Consider the following 17,025-nt stretch of genomic DNA (forward strand, 5'->3'; position numbering starts at 1 on the left):
AGCCAGCGCCTTTTTATCCAAGCGCCTTGGCCTCGCGGCGGCGCGCGGTGAGGATGTATTCGGTGTAGCCGTTCGGCTGCTCGCGCCCCTTGAAGATGAGGTCGCAGGCGGCCTTGAAGGCGACGCCGTCGAAGGCCGGTGCCATCGGCTTGTAGATCGGATCGCCCGCGTTCTGCTTGTCGACGACGACCGCCATGCGCTTGAGCGATTCCATCACCTGCGCCTCGGTGATGACGCCCTGATGCAGCCAGTTGGCGAGGTGCTGGCTGGAGATGCGCAAGGTGGCGCGGTCTTCCATCAGGCCGACATCGTGGATGTCGGGCACCTTGGAGCAGCCGACGCCCTGGTCGATCCAGCGCACCACATATCCCAGAATGCCCTGGCAATTGTTGTCGATCTCCTGCCTGACGTCATCGGGCGCCCAGTTCGACTTCGAGACCGGAATGGTCAGGATGTCGGACAGTTTTGCGCGCGGTCCGCCTTTGGCGAGCTCCTCCTGGCGCGCGATCACGTTGACCTGGTGATAGTGCAGCGCATGCAGCGTCGCCGCGGTCGGAGAAGGCACCCAGGCGGTGGTGGCGCCGGCCTGCGGATGGCCAAGCTTCTGCGCCAGCATGTCCGCCATCTTGTCGGGGGCGGCCCACATGCCCTTGCCGATCTGGGCGTGGCCGGGCAGGCCACAGGTCAGGCCCATGTCGACGTTCCAGTCCTCGTAGGCCTTGATCCAGGCCTGCGCCTTCATCTCGTTCTTGCGGATCATCGGGCCCGCTTCCATCGAGGTGTGGATCTCGTCGCCGGTGCGGTCCAGGAAGCCAGTGTTGATGAACATGATGCGCTTCGAGGCGCGCTGGATGCAGGCCTTGAGGTTGACGGTGGTGCGCCGCTCCTCGTCCATGATGCCGACCTTGAGCGTGTTCTCGGGCAGGCCAAGCATCTTCTCGACGCGGTCGAAGATCTCGCAGGTCAGCGAGACCTCGTCCGGGCCGTGCATCTTCGGCTTGACGATGTAGGCAGAACCCGTGCGGCTGTTCTTGACCTTCGAATGGCCCTTGAGGTCGTGGATCGCGAGCAGGCCCGAGACGGCGGCATCGAGCAGGCCTTCCGGAACTTCTTCGCCCTTCTCGTCGAGCACCGCGTCGGTGAACATGTGGTGACCGCAATTGCGCATCAACAGCAGGCTGCGGCCGTGCAGCTTGAGCTCGCCCTTGCCGTCAGGCGTCTTGTAGAGGCGGTCGGAATTGAGCGAACGCGTCAGCGTCTTGCCGCCCTTCTCGAAGTCGGCCGACAGCGTGCCGTTCATCAGGCCGAGCGTGTTGCGGTAGACCAGCACCTTGTCCTCGGCATCGACAGCGGCGACCGAGTCTTCCATGTCCAGAATGGTGGAGACGGCGGCCTCCATGATCATATCGGCGACGCCGGCCGGATCGTCCCTGCCGATCGCGCTGCTGCGGTCGATCTTCACCTCGATATGCAGGCCGTTGTTGACGAGCAGCACGGCGCTTGGCGCGACGGCATCGCCCTGGAAGCCCGCGAACTGCGCGGCGTTCTTCAGCGCCGTGGCGTTGCCGCTCTTCAGCTTCACCGCGAGCTGGCCCGCGACGACGCTATAGCCGGTCACGTCGGTGTGGCTGCCGGTCGCGAGCGGCACGGCGTTGTCCAGGAACGCCTTGGCCTTCGCGATCACCTTGTCGCCGCGCGCCTTGTTGTAGCCCTTGCCGCTCTCGGACGGGTCGTGCGGGATCGCATCGGTGCCGTAGAAGGCGTCATAGAGCGAGCCCCAGCGCGCATTCGCCGCGTTCAAGGCATAGCGCGCATTGGTGAGCGGCACGACGAGCTGCGGACCGCAGATCTTGCCGATCTCCTCGTCGACATTGGCGGTCTCGACCTTCTGCGTCGCCGGCTCCGGCACGAGATAGCCGATCTCCTTCAGGAAGGCGGTGTAGGCATCGAGGTCGAATGCCTTGCCCTTGCCCGCGCGATGCCAGTCGTCGATCTTGGCCTGCAGATTGTCGCGGAACGCGAGCAGCTCGCGGTTCTTCGGTCCCAACTCCTTGATGATGCCGGCAAGCCCGGCCCAGAACGCATCCGGCGCGATCCCGGTTTGCGGGGCCGCTTCCTTGGCGATGAAGTCAAACAGAACAGGGGCGATCTTCAATCCGTGGGCGTCGACGCGTTTCATGATGGGCTTTCTTGTTGGAAATGGCTGTTTTTGGCTGCTTTTGACCCGACAGCAGCAAAATGCACCCACGCGGGGCGGCTTTCCGGACCTATTAGCCCCAAAATCGGGGCGGTGAGAAGACCCCAGGGGGGTTTTCAAAATGTCAAGGCGAGGGGCTTGGCTCGCTTTACAAACCGATCGAGCCCGGCTTCACGCCACGCGCACAACTGCGCGCCCTCCCCCCTTGTGGGGGAGGGCGGGGGAGAGGGATAGCCCAGCAAACGGTGTGTCGGAGTTCGGTGTGAAATCAGCTCGCGCTGATGGAGAGAGTCCCCGTGTGGACCCCTCTCCCTAACCCTCCCCCACAAGGGGGAGGGAACGCGGCGGCGCTAGTGGAGAGAGCTCCGCCTTAGATATTCGCAGCGAGGTCCACCAGCTCGTCGAACAGCACGCCCGATGTCTTCAGCATCTGCTCGATTTCGTCCGCCGCCTCGGCCACGGTCCGCTTCGACGTGTCGATCACGAGCTCGGCGGCTTCGGGCTTCTCGTAGTCGTTGCCGATGCCGGTGAACGAGGCGAGCGCGCCGGCGCGGGCTTTCTTGTAATGGCCCTTGGGATCGCGCTCCTCGCACACCTCGGCCGGCGTCGCCACATGGATCTCGCGGAACGCGGTATCGGCGATGCGGCGCGCGGTGGCGCGATCTTCGCGCGCGGGCGAGACCGCCGCGACGATCGCGATGTGGCCGTTACGGGCGAGATGCGTCGCGACCTCGGCGAGGCGGCGGATGTTCTCGCTGCGGTCGGTGGCGGAGAAGCCGAGATCGCTGTTGAGCCCGGCGCGCAGCGTGTCGCCATCGAGCAGGATCGGCGAGCCGCCATTGGTGAAGAGACGCCGCTCCAGCGCCCGCGCCAGCGTCGACTTGCCGGAGGCCGGCAGGCCGGTGAGCCAGACCACGGCGCCGTTGTGGCGGTAGCGTGCCGAGCGCTCGTCAGGCCGCAGCGCCGATTCCACCGGCACGATGTCGACGGGCACGGCACGCTGACCGGCATCGACCGACAGCACCAGGCCGCCGCCGGCGATGCGTCCGGACACCTCGATCACCAGGCGACCGGTGCGCGGATTCTCGGTGTAGGGATCGGTCGCGATCGGATTCGACAGGGAGATGTCGATCTCGCCGACATGGTTGCGGCCGATCGCCTTGTTCTCGCTGCTCGAGAGCTCGCCGGGATCGACCGCCTTCTCGATGGCCACCACGGTGGCGCGGCTTTCCTTCGGCCCCGACCGCACCAAAAGCTGGTCGCCCTTGGCGAGCGGCTTGTCGTGCAGCCAGAAAATGCGCGCGCGTAGGCGCCGCGTCTCGCGTGGGGCGCTGCCCGCATGCGCGATGATATCGCCGCGCTCGATGAACAATTCGCGGTCGAGCGTGATGCCGACCGAGCGGCCCGCGCCTTGCCGGCTGGCAACCGGCGTCACCGGCCAGCTCTCGACCGTCCTGATCTTCGCGATCTTGCCCGCGGGCATGATCACGATCTCGTCGCCGGCGATCAGGCTGCCGGATTCGATGCGGCCGGCAACGATGCGGCGATCGTCGAATTTGTAGATCGCCTGCACCGGCAGCCGCAGCGCCAGCGCTTCCAGCGGACGCGCCGGCTCGAGGCGATCAAGCGCCTCGACCACGGTCGGTCCCTTGTACCAAGAGATGCGGTCGGTACGCTCAGCGACGCCGTCGCCGTCACGCGCGGAAATCGGGATCACGGCGGTCGGCGTCACGCCGAGGCCGTTCAGATGCGCGGAAATCTCGTCGCTGATGTCCTTGAAGCGTGCGGCGGAGAAATCGACGCGGTCCATCTTGTTCACGACGATTGCAACCTGCTTCACGCCGAGCAGATGCAGGAGATAGCCGTGCCGCCTGGTCTGGTCGCGCACGCCCTCCAGCGCGTCGATGATCAGCACCGCACCGTCGGCCTGCGAGGCGCCGGTGATCATGTTGCGCAGGAATTCGGCGTGCCCGGGCGCATCGATCAGCACGATGTCGCGCGAATTGGTGCGGAAACGGATCTGCGTGGTGTCGATGGTGATGCCCTGGTCGCGCTCGGTCTGCAGCGCGTCGAGCAGGAACGACCATTCGAACGGCATGCCGCGCCGCGCGCTGACGGCCTTGAGCATTTCGAGCTTGCCGTCAGGCAGGCTGCCGGTCTCATGCAGGAGGCGCCCGACCAGCGTCGACTTGCCGTGGTCGACATGGCCGACGATGACGATGCGGACCTGCGGTCGCGTCGTGCCATTTGGCATCGACGTGGTGCCATTCGGCGTGGCAGGCGAAGCGGGGGTGACGATCATGTTCATATCGCGCTCGCGTCCTCGATCAGAGATAGCCGGCGACGCGCAGGCGCTCGAAAGCGTCCTCGGTCTCGTGGTCGAGCGCGCGCCCCGAGCGCTCCGGCACCTTGGTCTGCTCGAGCTCGATCAGGATCTCGTCGATGCTCGAGGCGTTTGAGGCAACCGGATTGGTGATGTCCTGGTCGCCCAGCGAGCGATAACGCTTGCCGTCCTTGGCGAGGTACAGCGGAATGATCGGGATGTTCTCGCGCTTGGTGTAGGCCCAGATGTCGGCCTCGGTCCAATGCAGGATCGGATGGATGCGCAAATGCGCGCCTTGCGGCGGCGAGGCGTTGAAATGATCCCAGAACTCCGGCGGCTGGTCGCGCACGTCCCAATTGCCCTCGAGCCCGCGCGGCGAGAACACGCGCTCCTTGGCGCGCGTTGCTTCCTCGTCGCGGCGAATGCCGGCGATCAGGCCGTCGAAGCCGTACTTTGCGAGCGCCATCTTGAGGCCCTCGGTCTTGCGCGCGGCGGACCGGGCGGCCGGCGGCAGCGTCGGGTCGACCGCATCGATCGGCGGGCAGGGCTCGACGCGCAGATCGAGATCCCATTCCTTGCCGTAATGATCGCGGAAGCGGTACATCTCCGGAAACTTCTTGCCGGTGTCGACGTGAAGGGCCGGGAACGGCATCTTGCCGAAGAAGGCTTTCCGCGCCAGCCAGATCATGACGTTGGAGTCCTTGCCGAGCGACCACAACAGGGCGATCTTCTTCAGCCGGGCAAACGCCTCACGAAAGATGTAGATGCTCTGCGCTTCGAGCTGGTCGAGATGGTCCATGCTCGGGGCAAGTTGGGCAGAAAATTCTTGCGCGCGCACGCGCTCGGCCAGCGCTGGGTTGCTCAGTCGATCAGCAGCGGAATCGTCCTTGAGAAGATGCATCTCTGCCACTTTGCGTTTGGAGGCGAAAATTCTATAGTTGCGGTGCAGAAGAGAAGAAAAAATTTTCTCTTTGCGCGCTCGAAACGAGACATATATAGAAAATAATTCCAGTCAACCCCGTTTGTGGGGAAGCGAGTATCGCATGCGGTTCTTGCCGGTGTTTCTCGATCTCAAGGCCGGTCCGGTGGTCCTCATCGGCGCGGGCGAGCTTTTGCGCGCCAAGCTGCGCGTGCTCGCCGCTGCCGGCGCGCACCTGCGCGTGCATGCGATCGACGGCAATCATGACCTCGGCCTGGGCTCCGAAGCTGCGGCCCGCATCGAGATCGCGGCGAGCGATCCGCTCACGGCGGATCTTTCGGGCGTCATCGCTGTCGTCTGCGCAGGCGCAGGCGATGTCGGTGTGGCCATGTCGGCTCGCGCCAAGGCGCTCGGCCTCCCCGTCAACATCATGGACGACCTCGAGCATTCCAGCTTCATCTTTCCGGCCATCGTCGATCGCGGCGATGTCGTGGTCGCGGTCGGCACCGGCGGCACCTCTCCGGTGGTGGCGCGGCGCGTGCGCGAGAAGATCGAGGCGCTGCTGCCGGCGCGCATCGGCGAGCTCGCCGAGTTCATCGGCACCTTCCGCAAGTCCATCAACGAGCGCATCGCCGAGTTTCCGCTGCGCCGCCGCTTCTGGGAGCGCGTGATCGACGGTCCGATCGGCGCCGCCGTGCTCGCCGGCCGCAAGAGCGAAGCGGACGCATCGCTCAAGGCGATCTCCGATCCCGCCGCATTCGCCCGCGGCGACATGCCCGAAGGCTCCGTCACGCTGGTCGGCGCCGGCCCCGGCGATCCCGATCTGCTCACCATCAAGGCGCTGCGCGCGCTGCAGGATGCCGACATCGTCTTTCACGACGAGCTGGTTTCGCCCGAGATTCTCGATCGCATCCGCCGCGACACCACGCGCGTTGCGGTCGGCCGCCGCGTCGGCAAGCCTGGCATCGGCCAGGACGCCATCAACAAGCGCATGATCGAGGCCGCGCAATCGGGCCAGCGCGTCGTGCGGCTGAAGGGCGGCGATCCCTTCGTGTTCGGCCGTGGTGGCGAAGAAGTGGAAGCGCTGCGCGCCGCCGGCGTCGCCTATTCGATCGTTCCCGGCATCACTGCAGGCCTAGGCGCCGCTGCCGATTTCGAGGTGCCGCTCACTTACCGTTACGAAGCGACCCGCATTACCTTCCTCACCGCACACAAGGCGCGGGATGCCGAGAACGTGGATTGGTCGACGCTGACCGACACCAGAATGACGGTCGTGGTCTACATGGGCATGACCGCAGCGCCTGCCGTGCGCGCCGGCCTGTTCGCGGCCGGTCGCTCGCCGGAGACGCCGGTCGGCGTGTTCGCCCGCGTCACGCAGCCGGATGCGCAGGGTGCGATCGGCACGCTGCGCGACCTGCCGGAACTGGTGCGGCGGATCCATGGCGGTCCCGCCATCCTCATCATCGGCGACGTGGTCCGGCATGCCGGCTCGCTTCACCGTCAGACACCCAAACAAATCATCTCTGACCTATTGGATGCTGCCGAATGACCTCTCCGCTCGAACAAAAGAAGATCCGTATCGCCGGCCCCTCGGTCGTGACCGCCAACCGCACCTGGGACGGCATCGTGGTCTACCGCACCGCCGCCAAGGGCTGGTCCGCCGAGCTGTCGGAAGCGGCGATCGTGCGCAACTCCGACGAGGCCAAGGCGTTGCTTGCGGAAGCCGTGGCCGATGACGTCGGCGCCGTCGGCCCCTATATCGCGCCGGTGCAGATCGGCGACGATGGCAAGGTCCTGCCCGGCAATCTGCGCGAACAGATTCGCCGCACCGGCGTCACAATCGGACAGCCGGCCCAGGTTTAAGGCACTCACTTATGTATGCTTACGACGAAATCGACCGCACGCTCGTCAACGAGCGCGTCTCGGAGTTCCGCGACCAGGTGAAGCGGCGCCTTTCCGGCGAGCTCACCGAGGACGAGTTCAAGATCCTGCGGCTGCAGAATGGCGTCTATCTGCAATTGCACGCCTACATGTTCCGCGTCGCGATTCCCTACGGCACGCTGGCGACGAACCAAATGCGGGCGCTCGCCCATGTCGCGCGCAAATACGATCGCGGCTACGGCCACTTCACCACGCGGCAGAACATCCAGTTCAACTGGATCAAGCTCGCCGAGCTGCCGGATGCGCTCGAAGACCTCGCCAAGGTCGGCATCCATGCGATGCAGACCTCCGGCAACAACATGCGCAACGTCACCTCGGACCAGTGGGCCGGCGTCGCGCCGGGCGAGATCGAGGACCCGCGCATCTGGTCGGAGCTGATCCGCCAGCACACCACGCTGCATCCGGAATTCTCGTTCCTGCCGCGCAAGTTCAAGATCGCGATCACCGCCTCGGACCACGACCGCGCCGCGATCAAGATCCACGACATCGGCCTCCGCCTGATCAAGAACGAGAAGGGCGAGACCGGCTTCGAGGTGCTGGTCGGCGGCGGTCTCGGCCGCACCCCGTTCATCGCCAAGACCATCAAGCACTTCGTGCACGGCCGCGACATCCTCAGCTACATCGAGGCGATCTTACGCGTCTACAATCAGTACGGCCGCCGCGACAACATCTACAAGGCGCGCATCAAGATCCTGGTGCACGAGCTCGGCATCGAGAAATTCTCGCGCGAGGTCGAGGGCGAGTGGCAGCACATTCGCAACTCCTCGCTCCAGATCGACGACGAGGTGATCGAGGACATCCGCTCGCGCTTCACCTATCCTCCTTACGAGAAGCTGCCGCATATGCCGGACGAGCTGCGCCAGGCCGCGGCCGATCCGGATTTCGAGGCGTGGCGCAAGAACTCGGTGGCGCCGCACAAGGTGCAGGGCTATTCGATCGTCACGATCTCGCTGAAGCCGACCGGCGGGCCTCCGGGCGATGCCACGGCCGAGCAGATGGACGCGCTGGCCGATCTTGCCGACAAATATTCCTTCGGCGAGATCCGCGTCGGCCATGAGCAGAACCTGGCGCTCCCGCACGTCGCCAAGCGCGACCTGCCGGCGCTGTGGAAGGCGCTCGACAAGCTTGGGCTGGCAACGCCCAACGTCAACCTGATCACCGACATCATCGCCTGCCCGGGGCTCGATTATTGCTCGCTGGCGAATGCGCGCTCGATCCCGATCGCGCAGGAGCTGACGCGGCGCTTCGCCAATCACGAGCTCGCCAATCTGATCGGCCGTCTCCACATCAACATCTCCGGCTGCATCAATGCCTGCGGCCATCATCATGTCGGCCATATCGGCATTCTCGGCGTCGAGAAGAACGGCGAAGAGGTCTACCAGATCACCATCGGTGGTCGCGCCGACGAGAACGCCGCGCTCGGCACCCTGATCGGTCCCGGCGTCAAGTTCGACGAGGTCGCCGATGTCGTCGAGGACATCGTGGAAGCTTACCTCGCGCTGCGCGAGCGGCCCGAAGAGCTGTTCATGGACACGGTGAAGCGCCTCGGCGTCGAACCCTTCAAGGAGCGCGTCTATGCCACTCGTTAACGGCGGAAAGATCGTCGATGACAGCTTCGTCAAGCTCGCCGTCGACACGCCGCTGCCCGAGGGTGGCGACATCCTGGTGCCCGCCGAGCGCTTTCTCGGCGAGGCCGACGCGCTACTCAAGCGTTCGGGCAAGGTCGGCGTGATCTGGCCCAACAATCGCGACATCGCCGAGCTGGTGCCGTATCTCGGCAAGATCGCCGCCGTCGCGCTGGTGTTCCCGACCTTCCGTGACGGACGGGCCTACAGCCAGGCGCGGCTGCTGCGCGAACGTTACAATTACCGCGGCGAATTGCGCGCGACCGGTCAGGTGCTGCGCGACCAGTTCGTGTTCATGCTGCGGGCCGGCTTCGATGCCTTCGAGGTCAAGAAGCAGGCCGACGCGGAAGCCTTCATGCAGACCGCCAAGCGCTATTCGGTGTTCTACCAACCGACCGGCGATGGCCGCATCACCGCTCTGCACCGGCGCATGCAGCTGCGCCACTCCGAAGGGGTCGGCACGTGAACGCGATCGCGCCTCAGGTTTCGCCCGTGTCTGCGCTGCCTTCGGCGGACGAGCTCGATCGCGCCTTGCGCGATGCCTCGCCTGCCGAGGTCATTGCCGCGGCGCTGAAGACGGTCGGGCGCGACAAGCTTGCGTTGGTGTCCTCCTTCGGCACGGAATCGGCAACGCTGTTGAAGGTCATGGCGGATGTAGATCCGGCGATCCCCGTGATCTTTCTCGACACCGGCTGGTTGTTCGAGGAGACGCTGGCCTATCGCGATACGCTCATTGCGACGCTGGGCCTGAAGGACGTCCGCTCGATCAAGCCCGCCGAGGACACGCTGTCGCGCGAGGATCCCGACCGCGACCTCTGGTTCTCGGATCCCGACGCCTGCTGCCGCATCCGCAAGGTCGAGCCGCTGGCGCGTGCGCTGAAACCGTTCGAGGCCTGGCTCAACGGCCGCAAGCGCTTCCAGGGCAATGCACGCGCCGACATTCCGGTCGTCGAGGACGATGGCGCGCGGCTGAAGTTCAATCCGTTCGCCAATGTCTCGCGCGAGGAGATCGAGGCAATCTTCACCCGCGCCAAATTGCCGCGGCACCCTCTGGTTGTGTCAGGATTCCTGTCGGTTGGGTGTATGCCTTGCACCAGCCGAACCACTGAGGGCGAGGATGCACGCGCCGGCCGGTGGCGTGGCCGGGCCAAGACAGAATGCGGCATCCACACGATGAAGACTTCGTAGCACAGTCACGCTGCGAGCTAGCGAACAAGAAAATCGGGTTCCGTTGACACAAGAGCGTTTCGCCACGAGTTATGCCTGCCGTCGATGACGCTGACGTCGTCGAGGTGAATGGAGATGGACATGATGCGCCGTATCGTTCCGCTCGCCGCGGGATTGCTCGCGACGGGGTTCTGGGCAGGCTCGGCTCTGGCCGCTGACATCAATCTGCTGAACGTGTCGTACGATCCGACGCGCGAGCTCTATGCCGAGTTCAACAAGGCGTTCGCGACCGCCTATCAGAAGGAAACCGGCAAGAGCGTCGAGATCAAGCAGTCGCACGGCGGCAGCGGCTCGCAGGCACGTGCGGTGATCGACGGCTTGCAGGCCGATGTGGTGACGCTTGCGCTCGCCTATGATATCGACGCGATCGCGAACAAGGGTCTCACCGCGGCGGATTGGCAGAAGCGGCTGCCGCAGAATTCATCACCCTATACCTCGACCATCGTCTTCCTGGTGCGCAAGGGCAATCCCAAGGGCATCAAGGACTGGGACGATCTGCTCAAGCCGGGCGTTGCCGTCATCACGCCGAACCCGAAGACGTCGGGCGGCGCGCGCTGGAATTATCTGGCCGCCTGGGGCTTTGCGCAGAAGAAATACGGCTCGACCGACAAGGCCAAGGACTTCATCGGAAAGCTCTACCAGCAGGTGCCGGTACTGGATACCGGCGCGCGCGGCGCCACCGTGACCTTCGTGGAGCGCGGCGTCGGCGACGTGCTGCTCGCCTGGGAGAACGAGGCCTATCTCGCGCTCAAGGAGTTTGGTCCCGAAAAATTCCAGATCGTTGCACCGCCGCAGTCGATCCTCGCCGAGCCGCCGGTCGCGATCGTGGACAAGGTTGCCGACAAAAAGGGCACCCGCAATGCGGCCGACGCCTACCTTCAGTACTGGTACACCAAGGACGGGCAGGAGATCGCCGCGCGCAATTTCTACCGCCCGCGCGATGCCGAGACCGCCAAAAAGTACGAAAATGCCTTCGCCAAGGTCGAGCTGTTCACGATCGACGACGTCTTCGGTGGCTGGACCAAGGCGCAGAAGGAACATTTTGCCGACGGCGGCGTTTTCGATCAGATTTACAAGAACTGATCGGGCGCTGGCGTAGGAGGCTTTAGCAGGGGGCCTGGTGAGCGCACTCGCAGCACGACGCCGGACATTGCCGGGCTTCGGTCTCACCATGGGACTGACGCTTTCCTGGCTGTCCGTGATCATCCTGATCCCGCTCGCCGGCCTGTTCCTGCGATCGCTCGAGCTCAGCCCCGAGCAGTTCTGGAACATCCTCTCCAGCCGGCGCACCCTGAACGCGCTCCGCGTCTCGTTCGGCCTCGCCTTTGCGGCGGCCTGCGTCAATCTGGTGATGGGCAGCATCATCGTCTGGGCGCTGGTGCGCTACCGCTTCCCCGGCCGCCGCATTTTCGATGCCATCGTCGACGTGCCGTTTGCGCTGCCGACGGCGGTGGCCGGCGTCGCGCTGACGGCGCTGTTCGCCGAGAAGGGCTGGCTGGGGGCGCCGCTCGCCGCGCTTGGCATCAAGGTGGCGTTCACGCCGGTCGGCATCTTCGTCGCCATGATCTTCATCGGCATTCCGTTCGTGGTCCGCACGGTGCAGCCGGTGCTCCAGGATCTCGACCCCGAAATCGAGGAGGCTGCGGGCAGCTTGGGGGCCAGCCGCTGGCAGACCATCATCCGCGTGATCCTGCCCTCGCTCGCGCCGGCGCTGCTCACGGGCCTCGCGCTCGCCTTTGCCCGCGCGGTCGGTGAATACGGCTCGGTGATCTTCATCGCCGGCAATCTGCCCAACGTCTCCGAGATCGCGCCGCTCTTGATCGTGATACGCCTGTCCGAATTCCGTTACGCCGATGCGACCGCGATTGCGGTGGTCATGCTGGTCGTCTCCTTCGTCATCATCTTCGCGGTCAATCGGCTCCAGCGCTGGGCGCGGAGCCGGATCCCGGCACGCTGAGGGCGGATCATGACGATGCAGATCGCAGATTCCGTGTCGCTCTCGGCCTCCGACTCGAAGGCACGCGCGCACGCGGCAGCAGCGCGGAACAATTTGCGCACCGAGCCGCGCCCGGTCCGCATCGCCATCATCACGCTGGCGGTGCTGTTTCTCACCGTCTTCGTCGTGCTGCCGCTCGTCGTCGTGTTCGCGCAGGCATTCTCGCGCGGCATCCTCGCCTATTTCGCCGCGCTCGCCGAGCCGGAGGCGATGGCGGCGATCAAGCTGACGTTGATCGTCGCGGCGATCTCCGTCGGACTCAATCTGGTGTTCGGCCTCGTCGCCGCCTGGGCGATTGCAAAATTCGAGTTCCCGGGCAAGACCATCCTGATCACGCTGATCGACCTGCCGTTCTCGGTCAGCCCGGTGATCTCGGGCCTCGTCTTCGTGCTGCTGTTCGGCGCGCAAGGCTATTTCGGCAGCTGGCTGCGCGACCACGACATCCAGATCCTGTTCGCGGTGCCCGGCATCGCACTCGCCACCACCTTCGTGACGTTCCCGTTCGTGGCGCGCGCGCTGATCCCCCTGATGCAGGAGCAGGGCACGCAGGAGGAGGAGGCCGCGATCTCGCTCGGCGCTTCCGCCCTGCAGACCTTCTTCCGCGTCACCCTGCCCAACATCAAATGGGGCGTGCTCTACGGCGTCCTGCTCTGCAACGCGCGCGCGATGGGCGAGTTCGGTGCGGTCTCGGTCGTCTCCGGCCACATCCGCGGCGAGACCAACACCATGCCGCTCTTGGTCGAGATCCTCTACAACGAATACCAGTTCGTCGCCGCTTTCGCGATCGCCTCGCTGCTCGCAATGCTTGCGCTGATCACGCTCATCGCAAAAACCGTTCTCGAACGTCATCTCGACGAAGGACAAGACGCCAGTGACGATTGAAGTCAGGAATCTCGTCAAGAAATTCGGCAGCTTTGCCGCTCTCGACGGCGTCGACCTCAAGGTCGACAACGGCGAATTGCTGGCGTTGCTCGGCCCCTCCGGCTCCGGCAAGACCACCTTGCTGCGGATCATCGCCGGCCTCGACTGGCCGGACTCGGGCGAAGTCTCCTTCAACGGCGAGGACGCGCTGGCACAAGGCGCCCGCGAGCGCCACGTCGGCTTCGTCTTTCAGCACTATGCGCTGTTCCGCCACATGACGGTGTTCGAGAACGTTGCCTTCGGCCTCCGCGTGCAGCCGCGCGCGGTCCGAAAGGACGAGGCCGCAATCCGCTCGCGCGTCAAGGAGCTGCTCGATCTGGTGCAGCTCGACTGGCTCTCCGACCGCTATCCCAGCCAGCTCTCCGGCGGCCAGCGCCAGCGCATCGCGCTCGCCCGCGCGCTCGCGATCGAGCCGCGCATCCTCCTGCTCGACGAGCCCTTCGGCGCGCTGGATGCCAAGGTGCGCAAGGAGCTGCGCAAATGGCTGCGCTCGCTGCATCACGAGATTAACGTCACCTCGATCTTCGTCACCCATGACCAGGAGGAGGCGCTGGAAGTCGCCAACCGCGTCGTGGTGATGGACAAGGGCAAGATCGAGCAGATCGGCTCGCCCGACGATGTCTACGACAATCCGGCGACGGCTTTCGTGCACGGCTTCATCGGCGAATCCATCGTGCTGCCGATCCAGATCGGCGATGGCGCGGTCCGGCTCGGGGACCGGCCGCTCGATCTGGCCGCCGAAGGACTTGCGCCTGGCGCGTCAAAGCTGTTCGTGCGGCGACACGACATGCTGGTCGGCCCGCCCGGCAGCGGCGCCTTCGAGGGCGCGGTTCAGCACGTCCGCAATTTCGGCCCGGTGCAGCGGGCGGAGGTGGCCCTCTTGGGCGGCGAGACCATCGAGATCGACGCCCCCCGCGACAAGGAACTGCGTGCCGGCGACACGATCGGTCTCAATCCCCGCCGCTACCGGATATTTGCGGGCTGAAATGCCCGTCATTCCGGGACGCGCACAGCGCGAACCCGGAATCTCGAGCTGGTAGCGTAAGATTCTCAGGTGCGCCGTGGCGCACCAGAGCTCAGTGCTGCGCATTGCCCCGGAATGACAGGAAGCATTTTCCTCAAAATTCACCTTTCAGCCATTGTTGGTATGCAACAACGGCCCCGCATTTGGGGGCCCCGATTCATGCGCGCTGCGGCCGCAATTCTCATCATGTTGCTGCTCGCCGGCTGTGCCGGCAACGAAGCACCGGTCCAGCAGCCGTCGATGTATGCCGACATGGCGGTTCCGGGCTCCAAGCTCGACGTCCAGGCGGCGGCGATCATGATCTCGCAATACCGCCAGAACAACGGGCTCGGCACGGTCGTGGTCGACCCGGATTTGACTCGGCTCGCCGAATCCCAGTCGGGCGCGATGGCGGCGGCCAACAAGATGGACCACGACGTCCGCGCGCCGCTGGCCAAGCGTCTGGCCTCTGGCGGTTATCCTGCCAACGTGGCGGTCGAGAACATCTCGGCCGGCTATCATACGTTGGCGGAAGCGTTTTCCGGCTGGCGCGACTCGCCTCCGCACCGCGCCAACATGCTCAGGAGCGGTGTCACAAAATTAGGCATCGCGGCGAGCTATGCTCCAGGCACCAAATACAAGGTGTTCTGGACCATGATCCTGGCCTCGACGGAGCCGCGATAAGCCAGACTTGATCCCGGGATGCATTGACGCCGCGGCGGAGTGTCGCCACGGTGGCTATCCTTTTGCTATTGTTCCCGTATGACCGATCATAGTCCGGAAACCGCAACAATCCCCACGAATGCGCAGCGCGTCCTGGTCCTCCAGGGCGGCGGCGCGCTCGGCTCGTACCAGGCTGGCGCCTTCCAGGCGCTGTGCGGCTATGGCTTCGATCCGGAATGGGTGGCCGGCATCTCGATCGGTGCGGTCAATGCCGCCATCATCGCCGGCAATGAGGGCCAGACGCGCGTCAAGCGGCTCAAGGAATTCTGGGAAATGGTGTCGGCCCCGGTGCCGTGGAAGCCGGTCGGCAAGAGCGACCACAGCCGCGAGCTGTTCAATTCCACCAGTGCTGCGCTGATCGCGACCTTCGGCGTGCCCGGCTTCTTCACGCCGCGCATTCCGCCGGCGCCGCTGTGGCCGCCGGGGCATCCCGAGGCGGAAAGCTATTACGATACCTCGCCGCTGAAGAAGACGCTGGAGCGTCTCGTCGATTTCGACCGCATCAACGATCTGAAGACGCGCCTGTCGGTCGGCGCGGTCGGCGTCACCTCGGGCAATTTCAAATATTTCGACAATTACGAGTTCAAGAAGCTCGGCAAGAAGATCGGCCCCGAGCACATCATGGCCTCCGGCGCGCTGCCGCCGGGATTTCCCTCCGTCGTCATCGACGGCGAGCATTATTGGGACGGCGGCATCGCCTCCAACACCCCGCTCGACTACGTGCTCGATGCCGAGGTCGTACGCGACATGCTGATCTTCCAGGTCGATTTGTTTTCCGCGCGCGGCGAACTGCCGAATTCGCTGCTGGAGGCCGCCGAGCGCGAGAAGGACATCCGCTATTCCAGCCGCACGCGGATGAACACCGACAAGAACAAGCAGCTGCACAACGCCCGCAGGGCGGTGCGCGATCTGATCGGCAAATTGCCGGACTATCTCAAGAACGATCCTTCCGTCGAATTCCTGGCGAAAGTGTCGCGCGAAAGCACCGTCACCGTGGTGCATCTGATTTACCGCAGCAAGAACTACGAATCCTCGTCCAAGGACTACGATTTCTCGCACGTCGCGATGGTCGAGCATTGGGAAGCCGGCGTGCGCGACGTGCACCTGTCGATGCGCCACAAGGACTGGCTGGAGCGGCCGCAGTCCGGCGAGACCATGGTGACCTACGATCTCACGGGGGACGTCACCGCGCCCCCGGCAAAAAGGAGTGAATAGAATGGGTACTCTGTCAGGCAAGAACGCCGTCGTGACCGGATCGACCAGCGGCATCGGGCTCGCCTATGCGCGCGCCTTCGCCGCCGCCGGTGCCAATGTCGTCATCAACGGTTTCGGCGCGCCGGAGGACATCGAAAAGGAGCGCGCCAAGATCGAATCCGATTTCGGCGTGAAGGCGGCCTACTCGCCCGCCGACATGACCAAGCCCGCCGAGATCGCCGGCATGATCGCGCTCGGCGAGAAGTCGTTCGGCTCGGTCGACATCCTCGTCAACAATGCCGGCATCCAGTTCGTCTCGCCGATCGAGGATTTCCCGCCGGAGAAGTGGGACCAGATCATCGCGATCAATCTGTCCTCGGCCTTCCACGCCATCCGCGCCGCGGTGCCCGGCATGAAGAAGAAGGGTTGGGGACGCATCATCAACACGGCGTCGGCGCACTCGCTGGTCGCCTCGCCCTTCAAGTCGGCTTACGTCTCGGCCAAGCACGGCATTGCCGGCCTCACCAAGACCGTGGCGCTGGAAGTCGCGACCCACAAGATCACCTGCAACTGCATCAGCCCGGGCTATGTCTGGACCCCGCTGGTCGAGAAGCAGATCCCCGACACGATGAAGGCGCGCAATCTGACGCGCGAGCAGGTCATCAACGACGTGCTGCTCGATGCACAGCCGACCAAGGAGTTCGTCACCTCCGAGCAGGTCGCCGCGCTCGCCCTGTTCCTGTGCAGCGACGACGCCGCGCAGATCACCGGCACCAACCTCTCGATCGACGGGGGCTGGACCGCGGAGTAGTTCGCGCCGACCTGACAACTCTCGGTCATGCCCCGCGAAGGCGGGGCATCCAGTACACCGCGGCCTCTCGGTTAATCACAACCGCCTCGGAGTACTGGATCGCCCGGTCAAGGCCGGGCGATGACAGTGAGAGTGGAGCGGCGTT

General features: G+C 64.9%; 15 protein-coding genes. 12 read left to right on the forward strand and 3 right to left on the reverse strand.

Annotated elements, in window-relative coordinates; all coding sequences use genetic code 11:
- Nucleotides 1–13: 13 nt before the first annotated feature.
- The 3 genes from N2604_RS08665 to cysD form a co-directional block, all read right to left on the reverse strand.
- Entirely contained in the window at nt 14–2,179 is a 2,166-nt protein-coding gene (locus N2604_RS08665) for a malate synthase G (protein ID WP_260374331.1), read from the reverse strand.
- A gap of 388 nt (nt 2,180–2,567) precedes the next feature.
- Entirely contained in the window at nt 2,568–4,505 is a 1,938-nt protein-coding gene (cysC, locus tag N2604_RS08670; protein WP_260374332.1) for an adenylyl-sulfate kinase, read from the reverse strand.
- Between the two features lie 19 nt (nt 4,506–4,524).
- Nucleotides 4,525–5,319, reverse strand: coding sequence for a sulfate adenylyltransferase subunit CysD (gene cysD, locus N2604_RS08675; protein WP_260376185.1), 795 nt, complete (start codon nt 5,317–5,319; stop codon nt 4,525–4,527).
- A gap of 244 nt (nt 5,320–5,563) precedes the next feature.
- Between cysD and cysG the strand changes: the two genes are divergently transcribed.
- The 12 genes from cysG (at nt 5,564) to N2604_RS08735 (ending at nt 16,880) form a co-directional block, all read left to right on the forward strand.
- The gene (cysG, locus tag N2604_RS08680; RefSeq protein WP_260374333.1) at nt 5,564–6,988 is read left to right on the forward strand and encodes a siroheme synthase CysG; all 1,425 of its coding nucleotides are present in this window, start codon (nt 5,564–5,566) and stop codon (nt 6,986–6,988) included.
- On the forward strand, nt 6,985–7,302 hold the full coding sequence (locus N2604_RS08685; RefSeq protein WP_260374334.1) for a DUF2849 domain-containing protein: 318 nt from the start codon (nt 6,985–6,987) through the stop codon (nt 7,300–7,302). The genes cysG and N2604_RS08685 overlap by 4 nt, the downstream gene beginning before the upstream one ends.
- An 11-nt stretch (nt 7,303–7,313) precedes the next feature.
- Complete coding sequence (locus N2604_RS08690; protein ID WP_260374335.1) at nt 7,314–8,969, forward strand: nitrite/sulfite reductase; 1,656 nt, start codon at nt 7,314–7,316, stop codon at nt 8,967–8,969.
- On the forward strand, nt 8,956–9,471 hold the full coding sequence (locus tag N2604_RS08695; RefSeq protein WP_260374336.1) for a DUF934 domain-containing protein: 516 nt from the start codon (nt 8,956–8,958) through the stop codon (nt 9,469–9,471). Before N2604_RS08690 ends, N2604_RS08695 begins: the two co-directional genes overlap by 14 nt.
- Entirely contained in the window at nt 9,468–10,193 is a 726-nt protein-coding gene (locus N2604_RS08700) for a phosphoadenylyl-sulfate reductase (protein WP_260374337.1), read from the forward strand. Before N2604_RS08695 ends, N2604_RS08700 begins: the two co-directional genes overlap by 4 nt.
- Before the next feature lie 114 nt (nt 10,194–10,307).
- Nucleotides 10,308–11,315, forward strand: coding sequence for a sulfate ABC transporter substrate-binding protein (locus tag N2604_RS08705; RefSeq protein WP_409241688.1), 1,008 nt, complete (start codon nt 10,308–10,310; stop codon nt 11,313–11,315).
- 88 nt (nt 11,316–11,403) lie between these two features.
- Nucleotides 11,404–12,189, forward strand: coding sequence for a sulfate ABC transporter permease subunit CysT (gene cysT / locus N2604_RS08710; RefSeq protein ID WP_260376186.1), 786 nt, complete (start codon nt 11,404–11,406; stop codon nt 12,187–12,189).
- 9 nt (nt 12,190–12,198) lie between these two features.
- A complete protein-coding gene (gene cysW, locus N2604_RS08715; protein ID WP_260374339.1) occupies nt 12,199–13,110 on the forward strand; it encodes a sulfate ABC transporter permease subunit CysW in 912 nt (303 codons plus the stop codon).
- Nucleotides 13,100–14,134 (forward strand): sulfate/molybdate ABC transporter ATP-binding protein, encoded by a 1,035-nt coding sequence (locus tag N2604_RS08720; protein WP_260374340.1) that lies wholly within the window; start codon nt 13,100–13,102, stop codon nt 14,132–14,134. Before cysW ends, N2604_RS08720 begins: the two co-directional genes overlap by 11 nt.
- A gap of 198 nt (nt 14,135–14,332) precedes the next feature.
- Entirely contained in the window at nt 14,333–14,836 is a 504-nt protein-coding gene (locus N2604_RS08725) for a CAP domain-containing protein (protein ID WP_260374341.1), read from the forward strand.
- Nucleotides 14,837–14,914: 78 nt separating this feature from the next.
- Nucleotides 14,915–16,090: a patatin-like phospholipase family protein gene (locus N2604_RS08730; protein ID WP_260374342.1), complete on the forward strand. Its 1,176-nt coding sequence runs from the start codon at nt 14,915–14,917 to the stop codon at nt 16,088–16,090.
- A gap of 1 nt (nt 16,091) precedes the next feature.
- Nucleotides 16,092–16,880: a 3-hydroxybutyrate dehydrogenase gene (locus tag N2604_RS08735; protein ID WP_260374343.1), complete on the forward strand. Its 789-nt coding sequence runs from the start codon at nt 16,092–16,094 to the stop codon at nt 16,878–16,880.
- Nucleotides 16,881–17,025: the final 145 nt, after the last annotated feature.

The sequence above is a fragment of the Bradyrhizobium sp. CB1015 genome, from assembly GCF_025200925.1.
GTDB lineage: Bacteria > Pseudomonadota > Alphaproteobacteria > Rhizobiales > Xanthobacteraceae > Bradyrhizobium.